Raw genomic sequence first — 21,654 nt, forward strand, 5'->3', positions numbered from 1 at the left:
TCACCGTGCACCCGGTTGCCCCGACGGGTGCCCTACGATTGGAGACGTTACTGCACGTTCCACTGACGAAAAGGCACCCGACGCGCGTGAGCACTTCCACCCCCGATGACGGTATCCTCGGCAGCCCCGAGGATTTTCTCGCCACCTGGTCTGCCTCCCGAGGCAATCTGCGACGCTTCCTGGAGGACACCGCACTCCCCCCGGTCGACGAGTCGACTCAGCGGGCAGCCGGTGAGGCCGCTGCCGCGGCGGCCATCGCCCAGGCCTTCGACCTTGAGCTGGAGGACTTCACCTCCGGAATAGCCTCGGTGTCCGGCGCCTTCGAGGCCGCCGGATCCAACCACGTCAACGCCCCCGACCCGGCCATCCAGCAGGATGTCGGGACTGCGGCGTTCTTCGACGTCGACAACACCCTGATTCAGGGAGCGTCGATCCTCGTTTTCGCCCTCGGCCTGGCCCGGAAGCGCTATTTCCGGGTCGGCGAGGTCCTGCCCGTGATCTGGAAGCAGATCAAGTTCCGAGTGACGGGTTCGGAGAACGCAGAGGACGTCGCCGAGGGCCGTCAGCAGGCTCTGGAGTTCATCAAGGGCCGTGATGTGGCCGAGCTCGTGGAGCTGTGCGAGGAGATCGTGGACACCCACATGTCCGAGAAGATCTGGCCCGGTACCCGGGAACTCGCGGAGACACACCTGGCCGCGGGACACCAGGTGTGGCTGGTCTCCGCCACACCGGTGCAGCTGGCCCAGATCCTGGCCCGACGGTACGGCTTCACCGGCGCATTGGGCACCGTCGCGGAGGTGAAGGACGGCAAGTTCACCGGCCGTCTCGTCGGCGACATCCTGCACGGCCCCGGCAAGAGGCACGCCGTCGCCGCGCTCGCCGCGGTGGAGGGCCTTGAACTGGAACGTTGCGCTGCATACTCGGACAGCATCAACGATGTCCCGATGCTGTCAATGGTGGGCACCGCCGTCGCCATCAACCCGGATTCAGCACTCCGCAAGGAAGCAGAGAAACGCGGGTGGGAGATCCGCGACTACCGCAGCCTGCGTAAGGCCATCCGGGCCTTCGGTGTCCCCGCCCTGGTGGGCGCCGGGTTCAGCGTCCTCGGCTGGACGTGGGTCAAGCGGAACTGATCACCCCTAGGCCAGTTCCGGGACGATCATCGGTCCACCGGTGACCGGGTCCGGGACGACGCGGGCCTCAAGCCCGAACACGTTCCGCAGCAGGTCGGCGTCCATCACCTCGTCCGGGGTACCCGTCGCCGCGATCCGCCCCTCCCCCATCACAAGCAGGTGGTCGGCGTACCGGACCGCCAGGTTCAGGTCGTGCAGGACCATGATGATCGTCTTACCCTCCTCGTCGCAGAGCCGCCGCACCAGGGAGAGCACGTCGATGCTGTGCGCGAGATCGAGGTAGGTCGTCGGCTCGTCGAGCAGGAGCGTGGGGGTGTCCTGCGCGAGGGTCATCGCGATCCACACCCGCTGCCGCTGGCCGCCGGACAACTGGTCGAGGGTCCGCTCCGCGAGGTCGGGTACGCCGGTGGTCTCCAGCGCACGGCCAACCTCGGCCTCGTCCCGGGTCGACCACTGGCTCCACCACGTCTGGTGCGGGTGCCTGCCTCGGGCGACGAGCTGTGCGACGGTGAGCCCGTCCGGGGCGACTGGTTGTTGCGGCAGCAGGGCGAGCAGTCTCGCCCTCTCCCGCCGGGGTACCGAGCGCAGATCACGGTCATCGAGCAACACGCTGCCCTTATAGGACAGCAGCGTGGAGAAGCAGGACAGCAGCGTCGACTTCCCGCACCCGTTCGGCCCGATCAACGCGGTAATCCGCCCCGCGGGGATATCGGTGTCGATGCCGTGCAAGATCTCCGTGTCGCCGTAGCCTGCGGTCAGCCCGCAGGCACGGAGCCGGGATTCGCCGTTCGGGGACATCAGTGTCCTTTCCGGTTGAGGGAGACGATCATCCAGAGCAGCACCGGAGCACCGGCCAACGCAGTCACGATACCGACGGGGACCTCCCACGGGAGGAGCGCCCGCGCAGCCAGGTCTGCGGCGGCGACCGTGACGGCCCCGGTCAGCGCGGAGAGCATGAGTGGCGGGGTCGCCGCTCCGGCGGCGATCCGGGCGATCTGGGGCGTGACGAAGGCAACGAATCCAATGGGTCCGGCGGCACTGACCGCGACGGCCGCGAGAACGACCGCCGTGAGCAGCTGCGCGGCTTGCGCCGCGGTGACGTGGTGCCCGAGGGTATGGGCCGTCGCGGGCCCCAACGCCAGCGCCCCGAGGACGAAGGCAAGCCACCCGGCGGCGAGCGTCGCCGTAAGGAGGACCGCGGCCGGGGCCCAGGCGTGGGCAAAGTCCCGTCCATTGAGGGAGCCGGTGAGCCAGAGCTGCGCGGCGGCCGCCCGTTCCAGGGTGGTGCGGGCGATGATCCAGGTGTTCACGGCTCCCAGAAACATGGAGACGGCGACACCGATCAGCACGAGGCTCAACATGTTGTTGCGCTCTCGTCCGACGAGGAACCACACCACCACAGCGGTACCGAGTGCCCCGACCACCGCGGTGAGTGTCAGCCCGATGGATCCGAGGAGCAGACTGGTCCCCTGCCCGAGGACACCGCCGGTGCCGGCGAAGGCGATGACGCTGACGGCAGCGAAACTCGCGCCGTGGGTGACACCGAGGATGTCGGGGCTGGCCAGTGGATTCCGGGCGAGGGTCTGGGTCAGTGCCCCCGAGAATCCCAGGCACGCCCCAACGAGCAGGGCGACGACGGCTCTGCCGAGCCGCAGGTCCCAGACGATGGTGCGTTCGATCTCCGTTCCGCGTCCGAGGAGAATGCGCCACACATCCGTCGGGGCCAAAGGATAGCTACCGAGACCGAGGCCGACGGTGAACACCGCCGCCCCGAGACCGATGAGCAGGAACCCGACGAGCAGAGTACGGGGCCGCCAGACGACGGAGATCCCCGCGGTTCGGAAAGCCCTGATTCCGGTCACAGTCCCACCACCGTCCGCCTGCGCACGAGCAGGATGAACACCGGGACGCCGACGAGCGCGAGGACGATGCCCATCGCCATCTCGTCCGGTCGGGCCATCACGCGGCCTGCCATGTCGGCCCAGAGCGTCAGGATCGCGCCCGCCACCGCCGCACCGGGGATGATCCTCCGGTAGTCCGGCCCGGCGAGGGTACGCATGATGTGCGGCGCGGCGAGGCCGACGAAGGACAGAGGGCCGGCGGCGGCGGTCGCCGCACCACCGAGCATCGCGACGGTGATCAACCCGAGGACCCGGACCCGCGTCACCGGCAGGCCGAGGCTCGCGGCCGTTGTCGTACCGAGGGCGATGAGATTCAGGCCCGGGGCCTGGGTGAGTGCCACCACGAGCCCCACACAGATCACCGGAGCCGTGGCGGTGACCACGTCCATCCGACGGCCGGCGAGGGAACCCGTCGCCCAGAGCCGCATCTGGTCGAGGACGATGTCACTGGACAACACCATGAGATGCACATACGCCATGAGAAGCGCACTGACCGCCACGCCGGCGAGAATGACCGTCACCGGGTTCGCCGCGGTCGGACCGCCGGAGGAGAGGACGAAGATAAGGATCGTGACCACAGCGCACCCAGCCATCGCCGGATAGACGTATCCGGAGGCGGTCGTTGCGACACCGGAGCCGATCACCGTGACCACGGCGGCCGCGGCTCCCGCGTTGATCCCGAGGATTCCGGGGTCAGCGAGCGGATTCCTGGTGTGCCCCTGGATGATGGCACCCGCGGCGCCCAGTCCAGCACCGCACAGGACCGCGAGAATCGTCCTTGGCAGCCGGTACGTGCCGATCAGCACCGTGAGCTCATCGACATCGCCGGGGGTGACGAGGGGATCACGGAGATAGTCGAGCGCGCCGGGCACCCGGTGGAGGGCTTCCCCAACAGCGTTCACCCGGGAGCCGACCGTGAGACTCATCAGGGCGCTGCCCACCAGCACACCGATGAGTAGGAGTATCACCAGCACGAACCGCCCGCTGCCGGGTTGGGCCGGGCGTGCGGGCGGAGCGTGGGATGTGGTGGAGTGGGTCATTCCGGGGATCAGGAAGCGAAGAGCTCCCGGATCCGCTCGACCATGTCCGTGGCCGAGAAGTAGTCCAGTCGGAAGGTGTCGGCACCGAGAGCGTAGACGCGCTTGTTCTGGACGGCTGCGGTCCCGGCGAGCGCCGGATCCGCAAGCACGGTGGGTACGAGCTTGTCGGCCGCGGCGGCCAGCAGAACTGTTTCACCGTTCATGGCGACGGGGAGATTCTCCCCGGAGACCTTCACGATGTCACTGCGCTTGCCCTTGGATTCGTTGCCCTTGACCGAGTCGGGGATCGGTGCGATCTCGAAGCCGAGGGAGGCCAGTAGGCGATTCTGTGCGGCCTCGTCGGTGAATACGTTCGCGCCCTTACCGTCCGGCAGGTAGACCATGGTGTTCACGGGCTGCTCGGGCAGGGTGATGGCGTCGGCAACCTCAGAGACGAGGGCGTCGAAGTCGTCGAGGGCCTTGTTGGCTTCCTTCTCGTGGCCGGTGATCTCGCCGAGCTGACGGGTGACGTCCTCCCAGGTCTTGTCACCGTAGTCGATCACGACTGTCGGTACGACGGGGGACAGCTGATCGACGAGATCAACCGCGGAATCGCGGCCCGTGGCAGCAACGAGGACCAGATCGGGCTTCTCGGCGAGGATCGCTTCGAGATCGGGTTCCTTGGTGTAGAGCGGGTTGACACCACGTTCCTCGGCAACATTGGCCCACTGCTTGAAGAAGCCCTGACTGTTCGAGAAGGGGGTGTCCGGTTGGCCGGCACCGGACGCCACGACGGGAGCGTCGATGGCCAACAGGCTACCGGTGAGCGTGACGGAGGTGGAGACGATACGCTCGGGCTCAGCCGGGATCTCCACCTCACCGTTCACGGCATCGATCGTGCGGGGCCAAGACGCCTCGGTGGCGGCGTCCCCGGTCGAGGAGGTCGCCGCAGCAGTCGTCCCTGAGGTGCCTTCCCCGGTACTGCCGGGCTCCTCAACGGATGAGTTGCACGCGGTCAGCCCCAGCGCGAGCACCACGGTGGTGGCTCCTGCCTGCAGCATCCGCCGCAATGTCCGGGGGGCACGCTTCAGTGTCGATGTCATACGGTCGAATCTCCCATTCACTCGGTTGTCCTCCCGGCACGGAGAGGGTTTCGAATTCGAGTGCAACCCTACCCTTAAACGGATGACAATGTTAGGCATGGTAACCCTGCCACACGGTTCCGCGCACAAAGGTCCGGCCCCACCCCCATACCGATACGGGGCGGGGCCGGACCTGAAAGCGGACCTGAGGGCTTACTTGCCGAGTTTCCTACGCTGGACGCGGGTACGACGGAGCATCTTGCGGTGCTTCTTCTTCGACATGCGCTTGCGGCGCTTCTTGATCACTGAACCCATGGGGTTTCCTCGCTTTTGCTCGTAGGTGTATGTACATACCCTGCCCACTGTCTCCGGCGTGCGGTCGCGGGGCCGAGTGCACTTTCAGTCCACCGGACACCGCCGTCACACCCGAGGTGACCATGTCAACCGGGAGACCGGAAAACCGGTGTCCCGGATAACGGCCAACCGACGTCAGAACGACGGTCGCCGAAAACGTTCGCAGGCACGAATGGCCTCATCATACCGGGGCGAAGGGCCAGCACAAAAAAACTCCGGCCCCGTCAACCCAGATAACCGGGAGGCGCGGGGCCGGAGTTTCCTCCGGTAACGGGAATCGACGGTAAACCGTCAGCCCACGTTGTAATAGGAGGAGTCAAGGTAGTCGTTGACTGCCTTCTCGTGGACGCGGAACGAACGTCCGACCCGGACCGCCGGCAATTCACCGGAGTGGACCAGGCGGTAGACCGTCATCTTGGAAACGCGCATGATCTCCGCGACCTCGGCGACGGTCAAAAAGGTTCCGTTTTCTTCATGTGCCATATTTATTCAACCCTTCAGCCCGTGGCGCGCTGCAGGCTTCCCCTCCTGCAGATCGGTCACGCACGTGCTTTAACAAGCCTACCGTGAACCTTGTGACTGTTGCGACATAAGTGGCCGATTATTTCGGCGCACACGGCGCCGGGACCAACGCCCCCGTTGTCACCACTGGTCACAGGGGAAACGAGGGGAAAAGAAACACCCCGGCGGACACACCCGCGACCGCGGATTAGTCCTCGTCGTCGTCGGAGACCGACGCTGTGCCGGAACTCATGCGGCCGATTTCCGCCGACCGCTGCGCACAGGCCTGGGTCGCACGGTAGAAGGCGGCACGGATCCCATTCTCCTCCAGTGCCCTGACGGCCGCGATCGTGGTACCTCCGGGTGAGCAGACGTTGGCGCGCAGCTCCGAAGGGCCGAGATCACCCTCGAGCATCATGTGCGCCGCACCGGTCAACGTGGACACGGCGAGCTGGGAGGCAAGCTCCCTGGGTAGCCCCAGGTTCACGCCCCCGTCGATCATCGCCTCGGCGACGAGGAACAGGTAGGCCGGAGACGAACCCGACATGGCGGTCACCGCATCCATCTGATTCTCCTCAACGACGACGACATCACCGACGGTGCCGAGAAGTTCACGGACCTGGTCGAGCTGGTCGCCACTGACGAAGCGACCACCGGCCACCGCGCACATGCCGCGACCGACGAGCATCGGAGTGTTCGGCATGACCCGCACGACCGGGGTGCCCGCGGACACCACGTCCTCGAGGCTCCGCAGAGAGACACCGGCTGCCATGGAGATCACCGTGGTGTCCTCCGCGTTATTGTCGATGGTGTCTGAGAGCTCTGCGAGCACCGCCACGGTGTCCTTTGGTTTCACGCAGAGGAACACGACATCGACGCCGTCGGTGGCCTGACGGTTGTCCGTGAAATCGATGATCCCGTATCCGTCGGTCAATTCCTTGCCGCGTTCCGGCCGCCGATTCGACACGTGGACGTCCTTGGCGGACACACCACCGTGCACGAGACCCGAGATCAGCGCCTCGCCGATCTTTCCTCCACCGATTACAGCAATTTTCGTCATGGCCTACACCCTGCCATGAACGTCCCCCGTCCGCAGAAGCCACCCCGGCGGGGCGGTTCCGGCTGCATCTCAGGCGGTGAGCAGCGGGCCAAAGGTGACGGCCAGGCCCGCCAGGCCCGCGAGGAACATCGACAGCCCGTCCCGCTCGGTACGGAGCGCATGGACGACCCCGATGATGCCGCAGGTGACCGCGATGGCCAGGACCGCGGTGATCGCGGTGTCGAAGTGACCCCAGAGTTTCTCAAAACCGAAGAACAGCGCGACACCGACGATGAGTCCCAGCAGGATCATGCCGATCACCGCCACCACGGACACCTTCTCCTGCCCTGCGACGGCATCTTCGCCCTCGGGAGTGGTGTCGGAAGGGGCGATGCCGTCCGCTGACGGCATCCCCGCATCCCCGGCGGTGATGGTGTCCATCGATGTCGTGGGCGGAGCCTCATCGACGGCGATCGCGGGGGTGGGGACCCCGCTGGCCGCGTCCGGGGTCTCCTCCGGCGCCTCGGGGGTGCCCACCGGTGACGGGGCGCTGGCGCGTTCTTGCTGGATCTGGCGTGGGGTGATGCTCGGGAATTCACCGGTGGTCAGTCGGATCGGGTCGTCATCTGTGACGACCGACAGGACGACCGTCTCGTCTGAGCTGGGCCGTGTACTTTCCGGAGCGGAACCGGACTCGGCGGGCTTCCCGGGAGCGTCCGTGGGCGTGGTCTCCGCGGTCGTGGGGGCCTTATCGGCGTCGCTGCCAGCGGATCCGCCGGCATTCTCTTCCGGGGTCTCCGCACCCTCACCGCCGACAACGGCCGGTGGTGCGGGAACCGTGACGGAGGTCGCCGCCTCATCAGCGACGGACGCGCTGTGCCGGGAGCCAGCATCCGGTACCGGGGTTTCCTCCGAATCCCGATCAGCCGTATCCAGCGGGACACTGGAATGGCGGCTCTCCGCAGGTTTGGATTCGACAGCGGGAATGGATCCCGTCAGTTCAGCGACGGAAACCCCACCCTCGTCCAGGCTGCGGCGGCGGCGACGGCGACGGGGGGCGCAGTCCTCACCCTTTCCTTCTTCGGCTGCGGCGCGCGCCATCAGCTCCGCCACGGTGAGTTTCTTCTCGCTCATGTGCGCGTCCTTTCGTAGTCCATTCCCTGTTCCGTCCGGCGCAGGATCACTCCTTCACGGAGCGCCCAGGGGCAGATCTCCAGTTGTTCCAAGCCAAGCGCACGCATGGCCGCTTCCGCAACCAACGCCCCCGCCACGATCTGGTGGGAGCGGTCGGAACTGACGCCCTCCAACTCCGCGCGGTCCGCAGCTGTCATCCGGGAGATGAAGGCGATGAGCTGGCGAAGGCCCGGGGCCGTCAGCGTACGCTTCACTCGCGGACCGGCCGAGGACGGGGCGGCGCCGGTGAGCCGCGCGAGTGTCCGAAACGTCTTGGAGGTACCCACCGCGAGTTCCGCTGGTCCGCAACGCTTCATGATCTTCGCCGGTTCCACCAGCTCCGCGTCGATGTAGTCACGCAGAATGTTGATCTTCTTCCGACTCGGCGGATCAGTGTCGAACCACTGGTGGGTCAGTCGACCGGCGCCTAGATCGAGAGAGAACGCGGCATCCGGAGTTTCATCCGTCCCTGTGGACAGTTCCAGGGATCCGCCCCCGATGTCGAGGTTGGTGATCCGCCCCGTCGACCAGCCGTACCAGCGGCGCACCGCAAGGAACGTCAGCTTCGCCTCATCCTCACCGGAGAGGACCTCCAGCCGAACGCCGGTCTCACGCTCGACGGTGTCGATCACATCCTGTCCGTTGGTCGCAGATCGGATTGCGGACGTGGCGAAGGGCAGAATGTCCGCGCAGTTGAGCTGCTTAGTCAGCTCTGAGGCCTCAGCGACCCCCTTTACCAGGCGTTTAATGCCTTTCTCATTGATGGCACCAGCGCCGTCGAGGTACTCGACGAGCCGCATGGTGGTCTTCCAGTCGCTCATTGCGGTGGGACGACCGCCCGCACGGGCATCGACCACCACAAGATGGACCGTGTTGCTTCCCACGTCCAATACACCTAATCGCACATTCCCAGGGTAGACGGTCTAGCGTAGGCAGGTGTGAATTGCCCGCAGACCGAACTCGTGTCACGGCCGGTGCAGTTGGGTTTCCCGGCCAGCTCACCGGCCGCGGCGTCGATCCGTTCAGGCGCGGAGCTGCCCCCGGACTTCCCCCGCGAATGGTACGAGTTCACCGATCCCAACGATCCCGAACACGTCTTCTCCATCGACCTGACCTGGCTCGAGTCCCACTACAGCTGCCAGTTCGGTACCGGCACGTGCCGGGGCATCGACGCGGCCCAGTCAGATGTCGGCTGTTGCGTACACGGCGCTTTCCTGTGTGATGAGGAGGACCGAGAACAGCTTGTCGACGCGGTGTCCCGGATGCCCGCGCACTTCTGGCAGCTCCGCCCCACCGGAGCCGACGCATGGCTCGCGGAGCGCGCGGAAGATCGGGAACCTGACGCTCTCGAACCCTGGTTGGAGTGGGATGAACTCGACGGGGACGACGGGGAGCCCGAACCTGCTCTGAAGACGGTTGTCACCGACGGCGCCTGCATCTTCGCGAATCGGGCGGGGTGGTCCACCGGGGCCGGTTGCGCCCTGCACCAGTGGGGTTCAGCGACCGGCGAGGACCTCACGGTGGTCAAGCCGGAGGTGTGCTGGCAGCTACCTCTCCGTCGTCTGGAGGACTGGGAGGACCGGGGGGACGGCTCCGAGATCCTGCGCACCACGATCACCGAGTACACGCGCCGCGGCTGGGGCGAGGGCGGGGAGGACTTCGACTGGTACTGCACCACCTCACCGGCATGCCACGCCTCACCGCACCCCGTGTGGCTGAGCCACCGGCAGGAGCTGATCGCGTTGATGGGGGCGGACGCCTACGCCGTCCTTGCCGAGCACTGTGGCCGACGGAGGGCCGCCGCCGATGCCCTCCGTGACTCAGGCGTCACCCGGGATGTAATGCTCGGCTCCCCCCATCCGGCGACGGTGGCCGCCCGGCGGTCGTCCCCGCCGGCCGGGCCGGATCAGTCCTCGAACTTGTAGCCCAGGCCCCGGACCGTGACCAGGTACTGCGGCCGGGAGGGCTCCTCCTCGATTTTGGCGCGCAGACGCTTCACGTGCACGTCGAGGGTCTTGGTGTCGCCGACGTAGTCCGCACCCCAGACCCGGTCGATGAGCTGGCTCCGGGTGAGCACCCTGCCGGTGTTCCGGAGGAGATACTCGAGAAGATCGAATTCTTTCAGTGGCATGGCCACCTCTACGCCGTCGACAGACACGGTGTGCCGTTCCACGTCCATCCGGACCCGACCGGCTGATAGGACCTGGGTATCGCCGCCATCATCGTCGACGTCGCCCCCTCGCCTCAGCACCGCCCGGATCCGGGCGATGAGTTCCCGGGACGAATACGGTTTCGTCACGTAGTCATCGGCACCGAGCTCAAGTCCCACCACCTTGTCGATTTCCGAGTCACGGGCAGTCACCATGATGACCGGAACGGACGACATCGACCGCAGCCGCCTGCACACGTCGGTACCGGACATCCCGGGCAGCATGAGATCGAGCAACACGATGTCGATCTCGTTCCGATCGAACTCCACCAGGGCGGTGGGCCCATCCGGGGCGATGACGACTTCGAAGCCCTCCTTCCTCAAAAGGAAGGCCAACGGGTCGGCCAACGACTCCTCGTCCTCGACGAGCAGGATGCGGGTCATGTTGCACGGTCCTTTCTGCGGGCGCGCAGTGGCGCCGGTTTCTTCTTCAAATCAATGGAGTGGGTGAGGTCCACTTCGTCGGGAGGCTCATCGCCCCGGTCCCGGTGGACCGGCAGTATGAGCGTGAACGTTGACCCGGTTCCTGGCCTGGACCAGAGGGTGATCGAACCTCCGTGGTTCGCAGCGACGTGTTTGACTATCGCCAAACCGAGCCCGGTCCCGCCTGTCGACCGAGACCGGGCCTTGTCGACACGGAAAAACCGCTCGAAGACCCGTTTCTGATCCTCCGGGGCGATGCCGATGCCCCGGTCGGTCACGCGGATGTGCACCTCCGAACCATCGTCGGTGATCTTCTGGGAGACCGAGACCGTGGTTTCGGAGGGCGAATAGTTGATGGCGTTACCGATCAGGTTGGACACCGCGGTTGTGAGCAAACTCACGTCTCCATCGACCTCTACACCGGTATCTGCCCCCCGAATCAGGGTAATATTCGCGTTCTCCGCAGCGAGTTCATTGCGCGCAAGTGCCTCCCCGATGACCGCATCAACGGAGACGGGTTCCATGCCGGGGAGCTTCTCAGCGCCCTGGAGCTTAGACAGGGAGATCAGCTCATTGATCATGTCCGCGAGCCTGTGCGCCTCCTTGGTCAGGCGGCCACCGAAATAGCTAACCGACTCCGGGTCATCCGCGGATTCGATGAGTGCCTCGGCGAGCAGTGCCATCCCACCCACCGGGGTCTTGAGTTCATGCGAGACGTTGGCGACGAAGTCCCGGCGCGCGGACTCCATCCGAACATTCTCCGATTCGTCCGTGCCGTAGACGATGACAAACCGGGAGTCGACCCGGGTGAGGGGTTTGACGACAGCCTGAACAGCCATCACCCGGCTACCGGCGCGTTTCTGTGGCCCGGCGAGATCTATCGACCGGGGCTCACGGTCCTTGAAGACCTCACCGGCGCACGCCCAGACCTTCTCGTTGAGGGACCGCTCGTGCACGATCCCCATCTCATGGGCCCGGGAATTAGAGAGGACCACGTCTCCCCCACGCCCAACGACGGTCACCGCCGTTGGGGCGCCCTGCACCGCGAGGTGCAGAACCTGGGAGACCGTGGTCACCTGGTGCTCCGCGAGGGTCGCCGCAGAGCGTTTCGTCCGGAGCCGCTGCCGGAGGAACTCAACGGCGGGTGTCGCCCATAGCGTGAGGATCACGCCACCGGCGAACCCCGCCCATACAGACAGAGACACCTGCCGCCTACCTCCGGATCGTCAGCTCTCAGGACCAGATCCGTCGGGCTACTTGCCGCCCTGGGCGGCGACGGCTGCGGCACCGGCCGCTGCCGCCTCGGGATCGAGGTAGGTTCCGCCCGGGTTGAGGACGTTGCCCTTCTCATCAAGCTCGAAGATGAGCGGGATTCCGGTGGGGATGTTCAGACCCGCGATGTCTTCGTCGGAGATGCCGTCGAGGTGCTTGACCAGGGCCCGGAGGGAGTTTCCGTGTGCCGCCAGCAGGACGGTTTCACCCGCCAGTACGCGGGGCAGGATCTCCTCGGTGAAGTACGGCACGAAACGTGCGACGACGTCCTTGAGGCACTCGGTGTCCGGCACCGTGTCGAGGTCGGCGTAGCGGGGATCGTGTGCCTGCGAGAACTCGGAGTCCGGGTCCAGTGCCGGCGGCGGAGTGTCGTAGGAACGGCGCCATGCCATGAACTGTTCCTCGCCGTACTTGTCCTTCGTCTCGGCTTTGTTCAAGCCCTGGAGGGCGCCGTAATGACGCTCGTTGAGGCGCCAGTCACGGACGACGGGGATCCAGTGCCGGTCAGCGGCATCGAGGGCGATGTTGGCCGTGTTGATGGCGCGACGCTGCAGGGAGGTGTAGACCACGTCCGGCAGGATGTCGTTCTCGCGCAGCAGCTCACCACCGCGGCGGGCTTCAGCGCGACCCTTGTCGGTCAGGTCGACGTCCACCCACCCGGTGAACTGGTTCGAGGCGTTCCACTGGCTCTGGCCGTGGCGGAGCAGAATTAACTTTCCAGTACTCATACCCACCATTGTTCCACGCGCCGCGTCATCGTGCCCACGGTGGACGGGAAGCCCTGGCAGGATTCACCGGATATTCACGCGAGGGCCATCGGTTGACGTGGTCACCCGGACGCCCTGCGTGAATAGCACCGTTCCGGGGCGTGCTCAATGATCCCGCGGTAGAGTTCCGCGAGATTCGCGGCGGTCCGCGGCCAGCTGAATTCCGCGGCGTGCCCCACCGCGGACTCACCCATCGCGATCCGCGCAGCATCGTCGTCGAGTAGGACGGCGAGGGCATCCGCCCATGCCGTCGCCTCGTGCGAATCGACCAGCACACCACTCTTCCCGTCGGCGACGGCGATCGGGAGCCCCCCGACGCGCGCTGCGACGACAGGGGTGCCCGCCGCCTGCGCCTCGACTGCGACCAGACCGAAGGACTCGTTGTAACTGGGGACCGCGACGATGTCCGCAGCCCGGTAGACGGTGACCAGTTCCTCCGGGGGTCGGGGGTCGAGGAATCTGATCCGGCGTGCGACACCGAGTTCCTTCGCGAGGTCGCGGTACTGCTCGGGGGTCGCCGCAGGCCCGGACGGACCACCGCAGATGATGACCCGGAGATTGCGGTGAGGGTCCCTCCGGAGCAGTTCCGCCACGGCCCGGACCAGAACCTGTGGCCCCTTGAACTCCTGCAACCGGCCAACGAAGGCGACGACCTTCGCGTGTAACGGGATCCCGAGTTCACGGCGACAGCGTTCGGTCGCGCGTTCTGTACCCGGGGTGAAGAGTTCAGTGTCGGCGCCCGGCGGGATGACGGTGATCGAGTCCGGTACCGCGTCATAGTGGCGCTCCAGGTTCAGCGCCTCTTCACGGGTGTTGACGACCAACTGATCCGCGTTATCCACTATCTGCTGCTCACAGATGCGGCGGGCCTCCGATTCCGGCGAGTCCTCCGCGCTGATGTGTTCGTTCTTCACCGCCGCGAGCGTGTGGGCGGTGTGCACCAGCGGGACCTGCCAGACGTCCCGGAGCAGCCATCCGACCTGCCCGGAAAGCCAGTAGTGGGAATGGATCACGTCGTAGCTGAGTGCTGCACAGCGGGCGAACAACAGGATTCCTCCGGCGAACGCGGCCAGCTGCGTCGGTAGCGCTTCCTTGTCTAGCCCCTCGTAAGGGCCGGCAACGATGTTGATGACCCTGAGGTTGGGTTCCACCTCGACTACCTCCCCCTGGCTGGGCCGGGTGGCGCGGGTGAACACATCCACCGAGATCCCGTTTCTGGCGAGCTGCCGGGCGGTGGAGGCGATGTAGACGTTCATTCCCCCTGCGTCCCCGCGACCGGGCTGCTGCAGCGGGGACGTGTGCATGGAGATCATCGCGACGCGCATGACGGCCATCATAATCTTCGCCCCCCACCGGTACCCGGTCCGACCGGGAACACGAGTGAACACTCATCTTTCGAGGCTATACTCGAATAGTACTGACGTTCTCCCCACCGGCCGAGGGGGATACCCACGCGAGGCTGGATCATCATGCTCCACGCCTGCTCCTGCCATCACCCACAGCGTCGGCACCACTTCGGGCGATGCACACGATCCCCCGCCGGTGCGCACATATTCCTACGAAGGGACACCATGTCGGCACTTGAATCAAAAGCCTGGCTCGAACACTACGCGGACTGGACACCGCACAGCCTCGAGTACGGCGACACGACGCTGATCGACCACTACAACAACAACCTGGCGGTCAACGGCGACAAGAACGCCACCCGATTCTTCGGCCGGACCCAGTCCTACAACGATCTCGACCGCCAGGTGCGGCGGGCGGCCGCCGGGCTCCGGGCTTTCGGTGTCCGCCCGGGCGACCGCGTCGCCCTCCTGATGCCGAACTGCCCGCAGCACATCATCGCCTTCTACGCGGTGCTGAAGCTCGGCGCCACCGTCGTGGAACACAATCCTCTCTACACCGCCCACGAGCTGGAGCATCCGTTCAACGACCACGGCGCCCGGGTCGCCATCTGCTGGGACAAAACCTCCGGAACCCTGGAGAAACTGCGGGGCCGCACCCAGCTCGAGACGATCATCAGCGTCAACATGACCGAGGCGATGCCCCGCAGTCAGCAGCTCCTACTGAAGCTGCCACTCCCGATGATCCACAAGATGCGCGACCGTCTGACCGGAGATGCACCGAACACGGTCCCCTGGGAGGCACTCATCGGCCAGGCCATCGGGGGCGACGGCCGCAATCTCGAGGACCCGGAGATCACGAAGGACGACATTGCCCTCATCCTCTACACCTCCGGCACCACCGGCGCCCCCAAGGGTGCGCAACTGAGCCACGCGAACCTCGTCGCCAACATCATCCAGGGCAAACACTGGGTGCCCGGGCTGGGCGAAAAGGACGAGGTTATGCTCGCTGCATTGCCGATGTTCCACGCGTACGGCCTGACCATGAACGTCACCCTCGGTGTATTCATCGGCGGCGAGATCATCCTGCTGCCGGCCCCGGATCTGAAGCTCATCATGAAGGTGATGAAGAAAAACACCCCAACCTGGCTGCCCGGTGTCCCGGCACTCTACGAGCGCATCGTCGAGGCCGCGGAAACCGCCGGGATCGATATCTCCGGCGTGCGGAACAGCTTCTGCGGCGCCTCGACCCTGCCCACCCGCACCGTCGAGCGGTGGGAGCGCTACACCGGTGGTCTGCTCGTCGAGGGCTACGGCCTGACAGAGACGTCGCCGATCATCGTCGGCAACCCGATGACCCCGAAACGGCGCCCCGGCTACGTCGGGGTTCCCTTCCCGGACACCGAGGTCCGCATCGCTGACCCGGACAACCTCGACGTCACGGTTCCCGACGGCCAGGAGGGCGAGGTTCTCGTCCGTGGCCCCCAGGTGTTCCACGGCTACCTGAACCAGCCGGAGGCTACCGAGAAGTCCTTCCACGACGGCTGGTACTGCACCGGCGACGTCGGGGTCATGGAACCGGACGGGTTCATCCGCCTGGTGGCACGCATCAAGGAGGTCATCATCACGGGTGGATTCAACGTGTACCCGGGCGAGGTGGAGGAGGCACTGATGGCGCATCCCGATGTCGCCGACGCCACCGTGGTGGGGATGCCCCGCTCCGACGGCTCCGAGTCCGTGGTCGCCGCGATCACCCTCACTGAAGGGGCCGCCCTCGATCCGGAGGGGCTGAAGGAACACTGCCGTGAACTGTTGACCAGGTACAAGGTACCCCGGCGGTTCTACCACTTCGATGAGATGCCGCGGGACCAGATCGGCAAGATCCGCCGCCGGGAGGTCCGGGACCAGCTCGTCGAGCGCTACGGCAGCGAGGCGGAGAAGAAGGCGCTGAGAAAGGCCGAGGAGAACCGGGGGAAGTAGCCCTCCCCAACGTGAATGGCCCACCCGAGGTGGGCCGTTCATGTGTCCGCTGCCGTTGTCCGGGGCACGGAGACGGTCACCCGTCGATGTCGACACCGACCCAGACGGGTTCCGGGTGCAGGGTGACCCCGAAGGCGTCCCGAACCCCGGCGCGCACCTCACGGGCGAGTGCCACGAGATCTGCGGTCGTGGCCGCTCCCCGGTTCGTCAGCGCGAGGGTGTGCCGGGTGGACAGTCGCACCGGAGCCTCCGGGCCCGGATGCCCCTTACCGAACCCGGCGCGCTCGATGAGCCACGCCGCCGAGAGTTTCAACAGCCCTTCACCCGCGGGATAACAGGGCATCGCGTCCGCGACCGTGCCGCCGTACAGACCGGCGACGGCGACCCGCACGTCCGCGACGTCACTGTCGGCGATGACGGGATTGGTGAAGAAGGATCCGGCGGACCAGGTGTCATGGTCCGCCGGATCATGGACCATCCCTTTTCCGCGTCGCAGTTCAAGGACGGCGTCCCGGACCAGGGCCGCTGGTCGACGCACACCGTCCGCGGTCCCGGTATCGGCGGCGGTCACACCCAATCGCCGGGCGAGTTCCCCGAACCGGAGTGGTGCGCTCAATCCATCGGTGCGAAGCTGGAGTTCGATCGCCAGCACGACACCTCTACCGGTGTGTTTCAGGTTCGAGGTCCGGTACCCCAGGTCGAGTGCCTCAGTCGGCACCCACTCCACAGTGCCGGTCGCCCGTTCCAGGAGGAGCACCCGAGTGAGCACATCGGCGATCTCCGCCCCGTAGGCCCCGACATTCTGCACCGGTGTGGCCCCGGCGCTCCCGGGGATACCGGAGAGACACTCGATCCCGCCCAGCCCCGCGTCGATGGCGGCGGCAACGACGTCGTCCCACACGGCTCCCGCTTCCGCGCGCAGCACACCCCGCTCCGCATCGATGTGAACGTCTGTGCAATCCGCGACGACAGCGATCAGGGGCAGGTCCCCATCAGCGACGACGAGGTTCGAGCCGCCGCCGACAACCAGTAGCGGAATCTCCAGGGAGTCCGCCCGGGTGACCGCGGTGCCGAGCGCAGCCGTCGTCGCGCAGTACATGGCACCCACCGGGCGGCCACCGAGATGGAGGGTTGTGGCATCGGCGAAGCGGAAGTCGTCGGCGAAGCGGATCCCGTCAACCCCCTGGAGAGCGTCATGGAGTTCGTTAAATCTGTGGGTCAGCGATGAAGGGGACACCCTCTTAACGGTAGTCTTAACCCATGACCACGCGTAAAGAGAACACTGCAACCGTCAATTTCCCGCCGGCAGCGGTCCACGCTGCACTGACCAACCGCGAGTACTGGGAGTACAACGTAGCCCACCTCTCCTCCGAAGCCGGCGAGGTGCACTCCTTCGAGGCCGTCGACGGTGGCGCCGAGATCGTGCTCTACGAGGTTATGCCCACCGACCTCCTGCCCGAGGCCGTCCGCGCGATGATCAGCCAGGCGCTGAAGATCAAGCGCACCGTGAAGATCGGCCCGCTGAACGGCTCCGACGCCGAGGGCCGCTACGTCGCGGACGTCAAGGGCGCACCCGTCGACTTCGCCGGCGACTTGAAGCTGACCGGTGATGAGTCCACCGCCACGATGCACTACAACCACGAGATCAACGTCACGGTCCCGTTCATGGGTCCCGCCATCGAGCCGAAGGTTGCTGACGCCGTCGCCGAGCTCACGGTCACCGAGGCTGAGCTGACCGAGAAGTGGATCTCCGAGAACAACTGAGCCATCCGTACGTCCCCTGATGGCCGATCACGCGCACAATCTGGCTGCGGATTTCTCCGCCGGTCGTGGTCGGCCCATCGGTGTGTCCACCCGCGGGACCACCAACCAGAACCGGCTCCGCCGGTGCGACCGGTGGATGCTCCATGAGCCACGTATCGGCGGGGTGCTGCGGCGAGCTGACGCTCCGCTGGCGCTCGATGTCGGATACGGCGCCTCGGACACCACGACCGTCGAGTGGGCGCAGCGCCTGCGCACGCTCCGACCGGACATCGCGGTCTCCGGTCTGGAGATCACCCCGGAGCGGGTTCTTCCCCCCAGGGACGGCGTCACCTTCGAGCTCGGCGGATTTGAGCTCGCAGGGCACACCCCCCACCTGGTCCGTGCCTTCAATGTGCTCCGCCAATACGACGTCGAGCAGGTCCGTCCGGCATGGGAAACCGTGACCTCGCGGCTCGCCCCAGACGGGGTCTTCGTCGAGGGAACCTGTGACGAGCTGGGACGCCGATGCAGTTGGGTACTTCTCGACGCACGCGGCCCTGTCTCGCTCACCCTCGCGTGGGATCCGTTCGACGTCGAACGTCCCTCCGATGTCGCAGCGAGGCTCCCGAAGATCCTCATCCACCGGAACATTCCGGGTGAACCCATCCACGCGCTTCTGACCGCAGCCGATCGTGCCTGGGAGCATGCCGCCGGTTGGGCGCCTCACGGGCCACGGGTCCGGTGGCGGGAGGCCCGCCGTCTCCTCGCCAGATCGGGGGTCCCGCTCACTCCCATCCGTCGCCCGGTCCGGGACTGTCTGCTCTCGGTTCCGTGGTCGGCGGTGGCGCCGGCTTAGGCGGTTCCCGCAGCAGGCGACGGACGGTCGCATCCCGGGACACACACCTGGATGTCCCCGCCCGCCGTACCGTCACCCCGCCGCTGCCGCCCGCCGTGTTCAACCAACCGTGGGAAGGACTCCGGTTGATGCACCGGACGGGCCGCCCGGGCGTGTGGACCGGGACCGGACGTCATCTCCTTTCCCACGGTTCGGCGGAGCTCCACCGCTCGTTCCCTCCGTACAGCTACCGTTCAGGCAGGTCAGAGAACACTGTTACCGAAAGTTACGGGGACGGCAGGGGACGATCACGGTACCCCCACGATGTGGCCCGCCGGTGTGGCGCAGGGGACGAAGATCAGGAACACTGGGAAAAATGAGTAGACCTGTGAGCAAGAAACGCGGTTCAGTCTGGTGGAAGATCCTGTTGGGTGTCATCGTCGTCCTCTTCATCATCCTCCTGGTCGCGGAGGTGGCACTCAGAATGTTCATCACCAAGGAGCTGGAGGACGATTTCACGAAGCAGGCCGCGATGACGGGTGTAGTGACCGAGGAGAAGCCCGAGATCGGATTCGGACCGGCGCCCCTCCTGCTGTCGATCGCCACCGGTACGATTCCCACGGTGAACATCTCGACACCCTCCACCCTGCAGATAGTTCCCCCGGTCGGCGGCGAGTCCGGCCTGACTGTCAAGGGCACGCCGGCCGCAGACCTCCGCATCACGGATCTCGCACTGCGCGGATCAGAGGGACTCGTCGCCGGGCACATCGTCGTGGAGACGGACATCTCCGATGACATGATGCTCGCCCAAGTTCAGACAGCGATGCTGGAGCAGACCAGCATGGCCGGCGACGGTCTCACGGGTGCGCTCCTGCAGAACCTGGTGAAGGTCACCGACATCACGACCGATCCCGGGACAGGCACCCTGGACATCGAGTTCACCGACGGCGCCGCGCACATCGTGATCAGACCGAGTGCCGTCGACGGGCAACTGCAGATGGAGGCCACGGAGGCCCGTCTGTTCGGTTTCGCACTGCCCGATGAGGTCGCGGATACGATCAGCAGGGCCCTGAAGTCAGGTGCCGCGGACATGGGCGAAGGAATGGCCGTCGATGATGTCTCCGTCCGCCGGGGGGGCATGCACCTGCAGATGAGCGGGGAGAACATCAACCTCAACGAGATGGGGTGACGGGAAGGGTCACTCCCCGGAATCGGTGGTGGGGGCGGCGTCGAGGATCGCGGACACCCCATCACCCACGGACAGCCGGGTCGCCCCCGCCGCGATGAGCTCCCTGGCCTGATCGAAAGCCGTGATTCCACCGGCGGCTTCGATCCCGAGTTCCCGCCCCACTTCGTCCGCGATGATCCGGACCGCCTCCGGGGTGGCCCCGGGACAGTCGAACCAGCCGGTCGAGGTACGGACATAGTTCGCCCCCGCCGTCCGGGCGGCCCGCGCAGCCGTTCGGATCGCCGCGTCGTCCAGGAGACCGGTCTCGATGATCACCTTGAGGGTGACCGGTGCGGGTACGGCCTCCCGGACCGCGACGATCTCCCCAATCATGCGGTTGGTGTCCCCGGCGCGGGCCGCGGCAAGGTCGATCACCACATCCACCTCATCGGCGCCGGATTCCACCGCCAGACGGGCCTCCGCCGCCTTGATTAGCTGATGGTGCTTCCCCGAGGGGAACCCGCAGACGGAGACGACCCGTAGCCCGTAGCCGTCCGCGGCGCTCGTCGCGTGCAGCATGGACGGTGTGACACACACGTGACCGACCCCGAGTTCGAGGGCCTTCGCAACGTGCTCCCGGACCTCCGCGACACTCGCCCACGGGGCATCGAGTGTGTAGTCGATCATGGCGGCCAGGCGGTCACGGGTGATGGTGTCGTTCATAGCTAAAGAGCCTAGCTTGTTCACGGCGGGACCGGCGGTGAGCGGTACTTGACCTCCGGAGTAGAATCCCTGGAATGAGTAACACCCCGAACTCCCACACCTCACCTGTCGCGGAACGTCAGCTGGTCCTCACCCTCGGGTGCCCGGACACCACAGGAATCGTCGCCCGTCTCTCCACATTCATCGCTCAGCACGGCGGATGGATCACCGAGGCGGACTACTTCACGGATCCTGACTCCGGATGGTTCTTCACCCGGCAAGCCGTCCGGGCGGAATCTCTCGACACACCGGTGGAGGAATTCCGGGCGGAGTTCGACGAGATCGCCGCCGGGTTCGGCGCCGGCGCCCGCTGGCGGATCTGGGACACAGCACGCCCGAAGCGCGCGGTCATCCTGGTCAGCAAAGAGGGTCACTGTCTCCACGATCTCCTGGGCCGGGTCGACCAGAACGACTACCCGATGGAGGTCGCCGCGGTCATCGGCAACCACGAGGATCTTCGGGGCATCGCGGAGAACCACGGCGTGCCCTTCCACCATGTGCCGTTCCCGAAGGACGCCGTCGGGAAGCGTGCCTCGTTCGACCGGGTCGCGGAGCTGGTCAACGAGCACGAGCCGGACGCCGTCGTCCTCGCCCGCTTCATGCAGATCCTGCCACCGGATCTCTGCGAGATGTGGGAGGGCCGCGCGATCAATATCCACCACAGCTTCCTGCCGTCGTTCATGGGCGCCCGCCCCTACCACCAGGCGTACAAGCGCGGTGTGAAGCTCATCGGAGCCACCTGCCACTACGCGACCTCGGCGCTGGACGACGGCCCGATCATTGAGCAGGACGTCATCCGGATCACACACAAGGACACCCCCGCCGACATGCAGCGTCTCGGACGCGACGCCGAGAAGATCGTCCTGGCCCGGGGCCTGCGGTTCCATCTCGAGGACCGGGTGCAGGTCTACGGGAACCGCACGGTCGTCTTCGACTGATCCGACGTCCAC

22 protein-coding genes are annotated in these 21,654 nt (G+C 66.1%); 7 read left to right on the forward strand and 15 right to left on the reverse strand.

Going from position 1 to position 21,654, the window contains the following annotated elements; genetic code table 11:
* Positions 1-86 precede the first annotated feature (86 nt).
* On the forward strand, positions 87-1,133 hold the full coding sequence (locus JDV76_RS00990) for an HAD family hydrolase (protein WP_248140713.1): 1,047 nt from the start codon (positions 87-89) through the stop codon (positions 1,131-1,133).
* Positions 1,134-1,139: 6 nt separating this feature from the next.
* Here JDV76_RS00990 and JDV76_RS00995 read toward each other — a convergent pair whose 3' ends face one another.
* From JDV76_RS00995 to JDV76_RS01035, 9 genes are all read right to left on the reverse strand, one after another.
* Positions 1,140-1,931, reverse strand: a complete 792-nt coding sequence (locus tag JDV76_RS00995; RefSeq protein ID WP_198735015.1) for an ABC transporter ATP-binding protein — start codon at positions 1,929-1,931, stop codon at positions 1,140-1,142.
* Positions 1,931-2,995 carry a FecCD family ABC transporter permease gene (locus tag JDV76_RS01000; RefSeq protein WP_248140715.1) on the reverse strand — a complete coding sequence of 355 codons (1,065 nt, stop codon included), beginning with the start codon at positions 2,993-2,995 and terminating at the stop codon, positions 1,931-1,933. Before JDV76_RS01000 ends, JDV76_RS00995 begins: the two co-directional genes overlap by 1 nt.
* A complete protein-coding gene (locus JDV76_RS01005; protein WP_198735016.1) occupies positions 2,992-4,074 on the reverse strand; it encodes a FecCD family ABC transporter permease in 1,083 nt (360 codons plus the stop codon). The genes JDV76_RS01000 and JDV76_RS01005 overlap by 4 nt, the downstream gene beginning before the upstream one ends.
* An 8-nt stretch (positions 4,075-4,082) precedes the next feature.
* Positions 4,083-5,156, reverse strand: a complete 1,074-nt coding sequence (fepB, locus tag JDV76_RS01010) for a Fe2+-enterobactin ABC transporter substrate-binding protein (protein ID WP_198735017.1) — start codon at positions 5,154-5,156, stop codon at positions 4,083-4,085.
* Positions 5,157-5,348: 192 nt separating this feature from the next.
* Complete coding sequence (locus tag JDV76_RS01015) at positions 5,349-5,450, reverse strand: 30S ribosomal protein bS22 (protein ID WP_003855542.1); 102 nt, start codon at positions 5,448-5,450, stop codon at positions 5,349-5,351.
* Positions 5,451-5,780: 330 nt separating this feature from the next.
* Positions 5,781-5,972, reverse strand: coding sequence for a helix-turn-helix domain-containing protein (locus tag JDV76_RS01020; protein ID WP_198735018.1), 192 nt, complete (start codon positions 5,970-5,972; stop codon positions 5,781-5,783).
* A 226-nt stretch (positions 5,973-6,198) separates the two neighbouring features.
* Complete coding sequence (gene proC, locus JDV76_RS01025) at positions 6,199-7,050, reverse strand: pyrroline-5-carboxylate reductase (protein WP_198735019.1); 852 nt, start codon at positions 7,048-7,050, stop codon at positions 6,199-6,201.
* A 69-nt stretch (positions 7,051-7,119) separates the two neighbouring features.
* A complete protein-coding gene (locus tag JDV76_RS12415) occupies positions 7,120-8,163 on the reverse strand; it encodes a hypothetical protein (protein WP_232958701.1) in 1,044 nt (347 codons plus the stop codon).
* The gene (locus JDV76_RS01035) at positions 8,160-9,107 is read right to left on the reverse strand and encodes a Ppx/GppA family phosphatase (RefSeq protein ID WP_198735020.1); all 948 of its coding nucleotides are present in this window, start codon (positions 9,105-9,107) and stop codon (positions 8,160-8,162) included. The genes JDV76_RS12415 and JDV76_RS01035 overlap by 4 nt, the downstream gene beginning before the upstream one ends.
* A 33-nt stretch (positions 9,108-9,140) precedes the next feature.
* Between JDV76_RS01035 and JDV76_RS01040 the strand changes: the two genes are divergently transcribed.
* Complete coding sequence (locus JDV76_RS01040; protein ID WP_198735021.1) at positions 9,141-10,127, forward strand: DUF3109 family protein; 987 nt, start codon at positions 9,141-9,143, stop codon at positions 10,125-10,127.
* On the opposite strand, the gene JDV76_RS01045 is transcribed toward JDV76_RS01040, so the two are convergent.
* The 4 genes from JDV76_RS01045 to mshA all read right to left on the reverse strand — a co-directional run bounded on the left by JDV76_RS01045 (position 10,109) and on the right by mshA (position 14,198).
* Positions 10,109-10,795, reverse strand: a complete 687-nt coding sequence (locus JDV76_RS01045) for a response regulator transcription factor (protein WP_198735022.1) — start codon at positions 10,793-10,795, stop codon at positions 10,109-10,111. The genes JDV76_RS01040 and JDV76_RS01045 overlap by 19 nt on opposite strands.
* Positions 10,792-12,033 (reverse strand): sensor histidine kinase, encoded by a 1,242-nt coding sequence (locus tag JDV76_RS01050; RefSeq protein WP_198735317.1) that lies wholly within the window; start codon positions 12,031-12,033, stop codon positions 10,792-10,794. The genes JDV76_RS01045 and JDV76_RS01050 overlap by 4 nt, the downstream gene beginning before the upstream one ends.
* Positions 12,034-12,087: 54 nt before the next feature.
* Positions 12,088-12,834 (reverse strand): phosphoglyceromutase, encoded by a 747-nt coding sequence (locus JDV76_RS01055; protein ID WP_198735023.1) that lies wholly within the window; start codon positions 12,832-12,834, stop codon positions 12,088-12,090.
* 101 nt (positions 12,835-12,935) lie between these two features.
* The gene (gene mshA, locus JDV76_RS01060) at positions 12,936-14,198 is read right to left on the reverse strand and encodes a D-inositol-3-phosphate glycosyltransferase (protein ID WP_198735024.1); all 1,263 of its coding nucleotides are present in this window, start codon (positions 14,196-14,198) and stop codon (positions 12,936-12,938) included.
* A gap of 246 nt (positions 14,199-14,444) precedes the next feature.
* On the opposite strand from mshA, the gene JDV76_RS01065 reads away from it, so the two are divergent.
* Positions 14,445-16,196 (forward strand): long-chain-fatty-acid--CoA ligase, encoded by a 1,752-nt coding sequence (locus tag JDV76_RS01065; protein WP_198735025.1) that lies wholly within the window; start codon positions 14,445-14,447, stop codon positions 16,194-16,196.
* Between the two features lie 76 nt (positions 16,197-16,272).
* Here JDV76_RS01065 and JDV76_RS01070 read toward each other — a convergent pair whose 3' ends face one another.
* Positions 16,273-17,433 (reverse strand): UDP-N-acetylmuramate dehydrogenase, encoded by a 1,161-nt coding sequence (locus tag JDV76_RS01070; protein WP_267173272.1) that lies wholly within the window; start codon positions 17,431-17,433, stop codon positions 16,273-16,275.
* A 23-nt stretch (positions 17,434-17,456) separates the two neighbouring features.
* Here JDV76_RS01070 and JDV76_RS01075 point away from each other — a divergent pair, with 23 nt between their 5' ends.
* The 3 genes from JDV76_RS01075 (at position 17,457) to JDV76_RS01085 (ending at position 19,963) form a co-directional block, all read left to right on the forward strand.
* Positions 17,457-17,960 carry a DUF2505 domain-containing protein gene (locus JDV76_RS01075; RefSeq protein ID WP_198735026.1) on the forward strand — a complete coding sequence of 168 codons (504 nt, stop codon included), beginning with the start codon at positions 17,457-17,459 and terminating at the stop codon, positions 17,958-17,960.
* A gap of 19 nt (positions 17,961-17,979) precedes the next feature.
* On the forward strand, positions 17,980-18,795 hold the full coding sequence (locus JDV76_RS01080; RefSeq protein ID WP_198735027.1) for a class I SAM-dependent methyltransferase: 816 nt from the start codon (positions 17,980-17,982) through the stop codon (positions 18,793-18,795).
* Positions 18,796-19,162: 367 nt separating this feature from the next.
* Complete coding sequence (locus JDV76_RS01085) at positions 19,163-19,963, forward strand: LmeA family phospholipid-binding protein (protein ID WP_198735028.1); 801 nt, start codon at positions 19,163-19,165, stop codon at positions 19,961-19,963.
* Positions 19,964-19,972: 9 nt separating this feature from the next.
* On the opposite strand, the gene deoC is transcribed toward JDV76_RS01085, so the two are convergent.
* On the reverse strand, positions 19,973-20,665 hold the full coding sequence (gene deoC / locus JDV76_RS01090; RefSeq protein ID WP_198735029.1) for a deoxyribose-phosphate aldolase: 693 nt from the start codon (positions 20,663-20,665) through the stop codon (positions 19,973-19,975).
* Positions 20,666-20,739: 74 nt separating this feature from the next.
* On the opposite strand from deoC, the gene purU reads away from it, so the two are divergent.
* Positions 20,740-21,642 carry a formyltetrahydrofolate deformylase gene (gene purU, locus JDV76_RS01095; RefSeq protein ID WP_198735030.1) on the forward strand — a complete coding sequence of 301 codons (903 nt, stop codon included), beginning with the start codon at positions 20,740-20,742 and terminating at the stop codon, positions 21,640-21,642.
* Positions 21,643-21,654: the final 12 nt, after the last annotated feature.

It is taken from the genome of Corynebacterium marambiense (genome assembly GCF_016342275.1).
Classification (GTDB): domain Bacteria; phylum Actinomycetota; class Actinomycetes; order Mycobacteriales; family Mycobacteriaceae; genus Corynebacterium; species Corynebacterium marambiense.

Bases quoted from the DNA above. Each gene is read 5' to 3' on its own strand.
- JDV76_RS00995 (WP_198735015.1), bottom strand. From the start codon at position 1,931: ATGTCCCCGAACGGCGAATCCCGGCTCCGTGCCTGCGGGCTGACCGCA.
- JDV76_RS01005 (WP_198735016.1), bottom strand. From the start codon at position 4,074: ATGACCCACTCCACCACATCCCACGCTCCGCCCGCACGCCCGGCCCAA.
- fepB (WP_198735017.1), bottom strand. From the start codon at position 5,156: ATGACATCGACACTGAAGCGTGCCCCCCGGACATTGCGGCGGATGCTG.
- JDV76_RS01015 (WP_003855542.1), bottom strand. From the start codon at position 5,450: ATGGGTTCAGTGATCAAGAAGCGCCGCAAGCGCATGTCGAAGAAGAAG.
- JDV76_RS01020 (WP_198735018.1), bottom strand. From the start codon at position 5,972: ATGGCACATGAAGAAAACGGAACCTTTTTGACCGTCGCCGAGGTCGCG.
- proC (WP_198735019.1), bottom strand. From the start codon at position 7,050: ATGACGAAAATTGCTGTAATCGGTGGAGGAAAGATCGGCGAGGCGCTG.
- JDV76_RS12415 (WP_232958701.1), bottom strand. From the start codon at position 8,163: ATGAGCGAGAAGAAACTCACCGTGGCGGAGCTGATGGCGCGCGCCGCA.
- JDV76_RS01045 (WP_198735022.1), bottom strand. From the start codon at position 10,795: ATGACCCGCATCCTGCTCGTCGAGGACGAGGAGTCGTTGGCCGACCCG.
- JDV76_RS01055 (WP_198735023.1), bottom strand. From the start codon at position 12,834: ATGAGTACTGGAAAGTTAATTCTGCTCCGCCACGGCCAGAGCCAGTGG.
- mshA (WP_198735024.1), bottom strand. From the start codon at position 14,198: ATGCGCGTCGCGATGATCTCCATGCACACGTCCCCGCTGCAGCAGCCC.
- JDV76_RS01065 (WP_198735025.1), top strand. From the start codon at position 14,445: ATGTCGGCACTTGAATCAAAAGCCTGGCTCGAACACTACGCGGACTGG.
- JDV76_RS01075 (WP_198735026.1), top strand. From the start codon at position 17,457: ATGACCACGCGTAAAGAGAACACTGCAACCGTCAATTTCCCGCCGGCA.
- JDV76_RS01080 (WP_198735027.1), top strand. From the start codon at position 17,980: ATGGCCGATCACGCGCACAATCTGGCTGCGGATTTCTCCGCCGGTCGT.
- deoC (WP_198735029.1), bottom strand. From the start codon at position 20,665: ATGAACGACACCATCACCCGTGACCGCCTGGCCGCCATGATCGACTAC.
- purU (WP_198735030.1), top strand. From the start codon at position 20,740: ATGAGTAACACCCCGAACTCCCACACCTCACCTGTCGCGGAACGTCAG.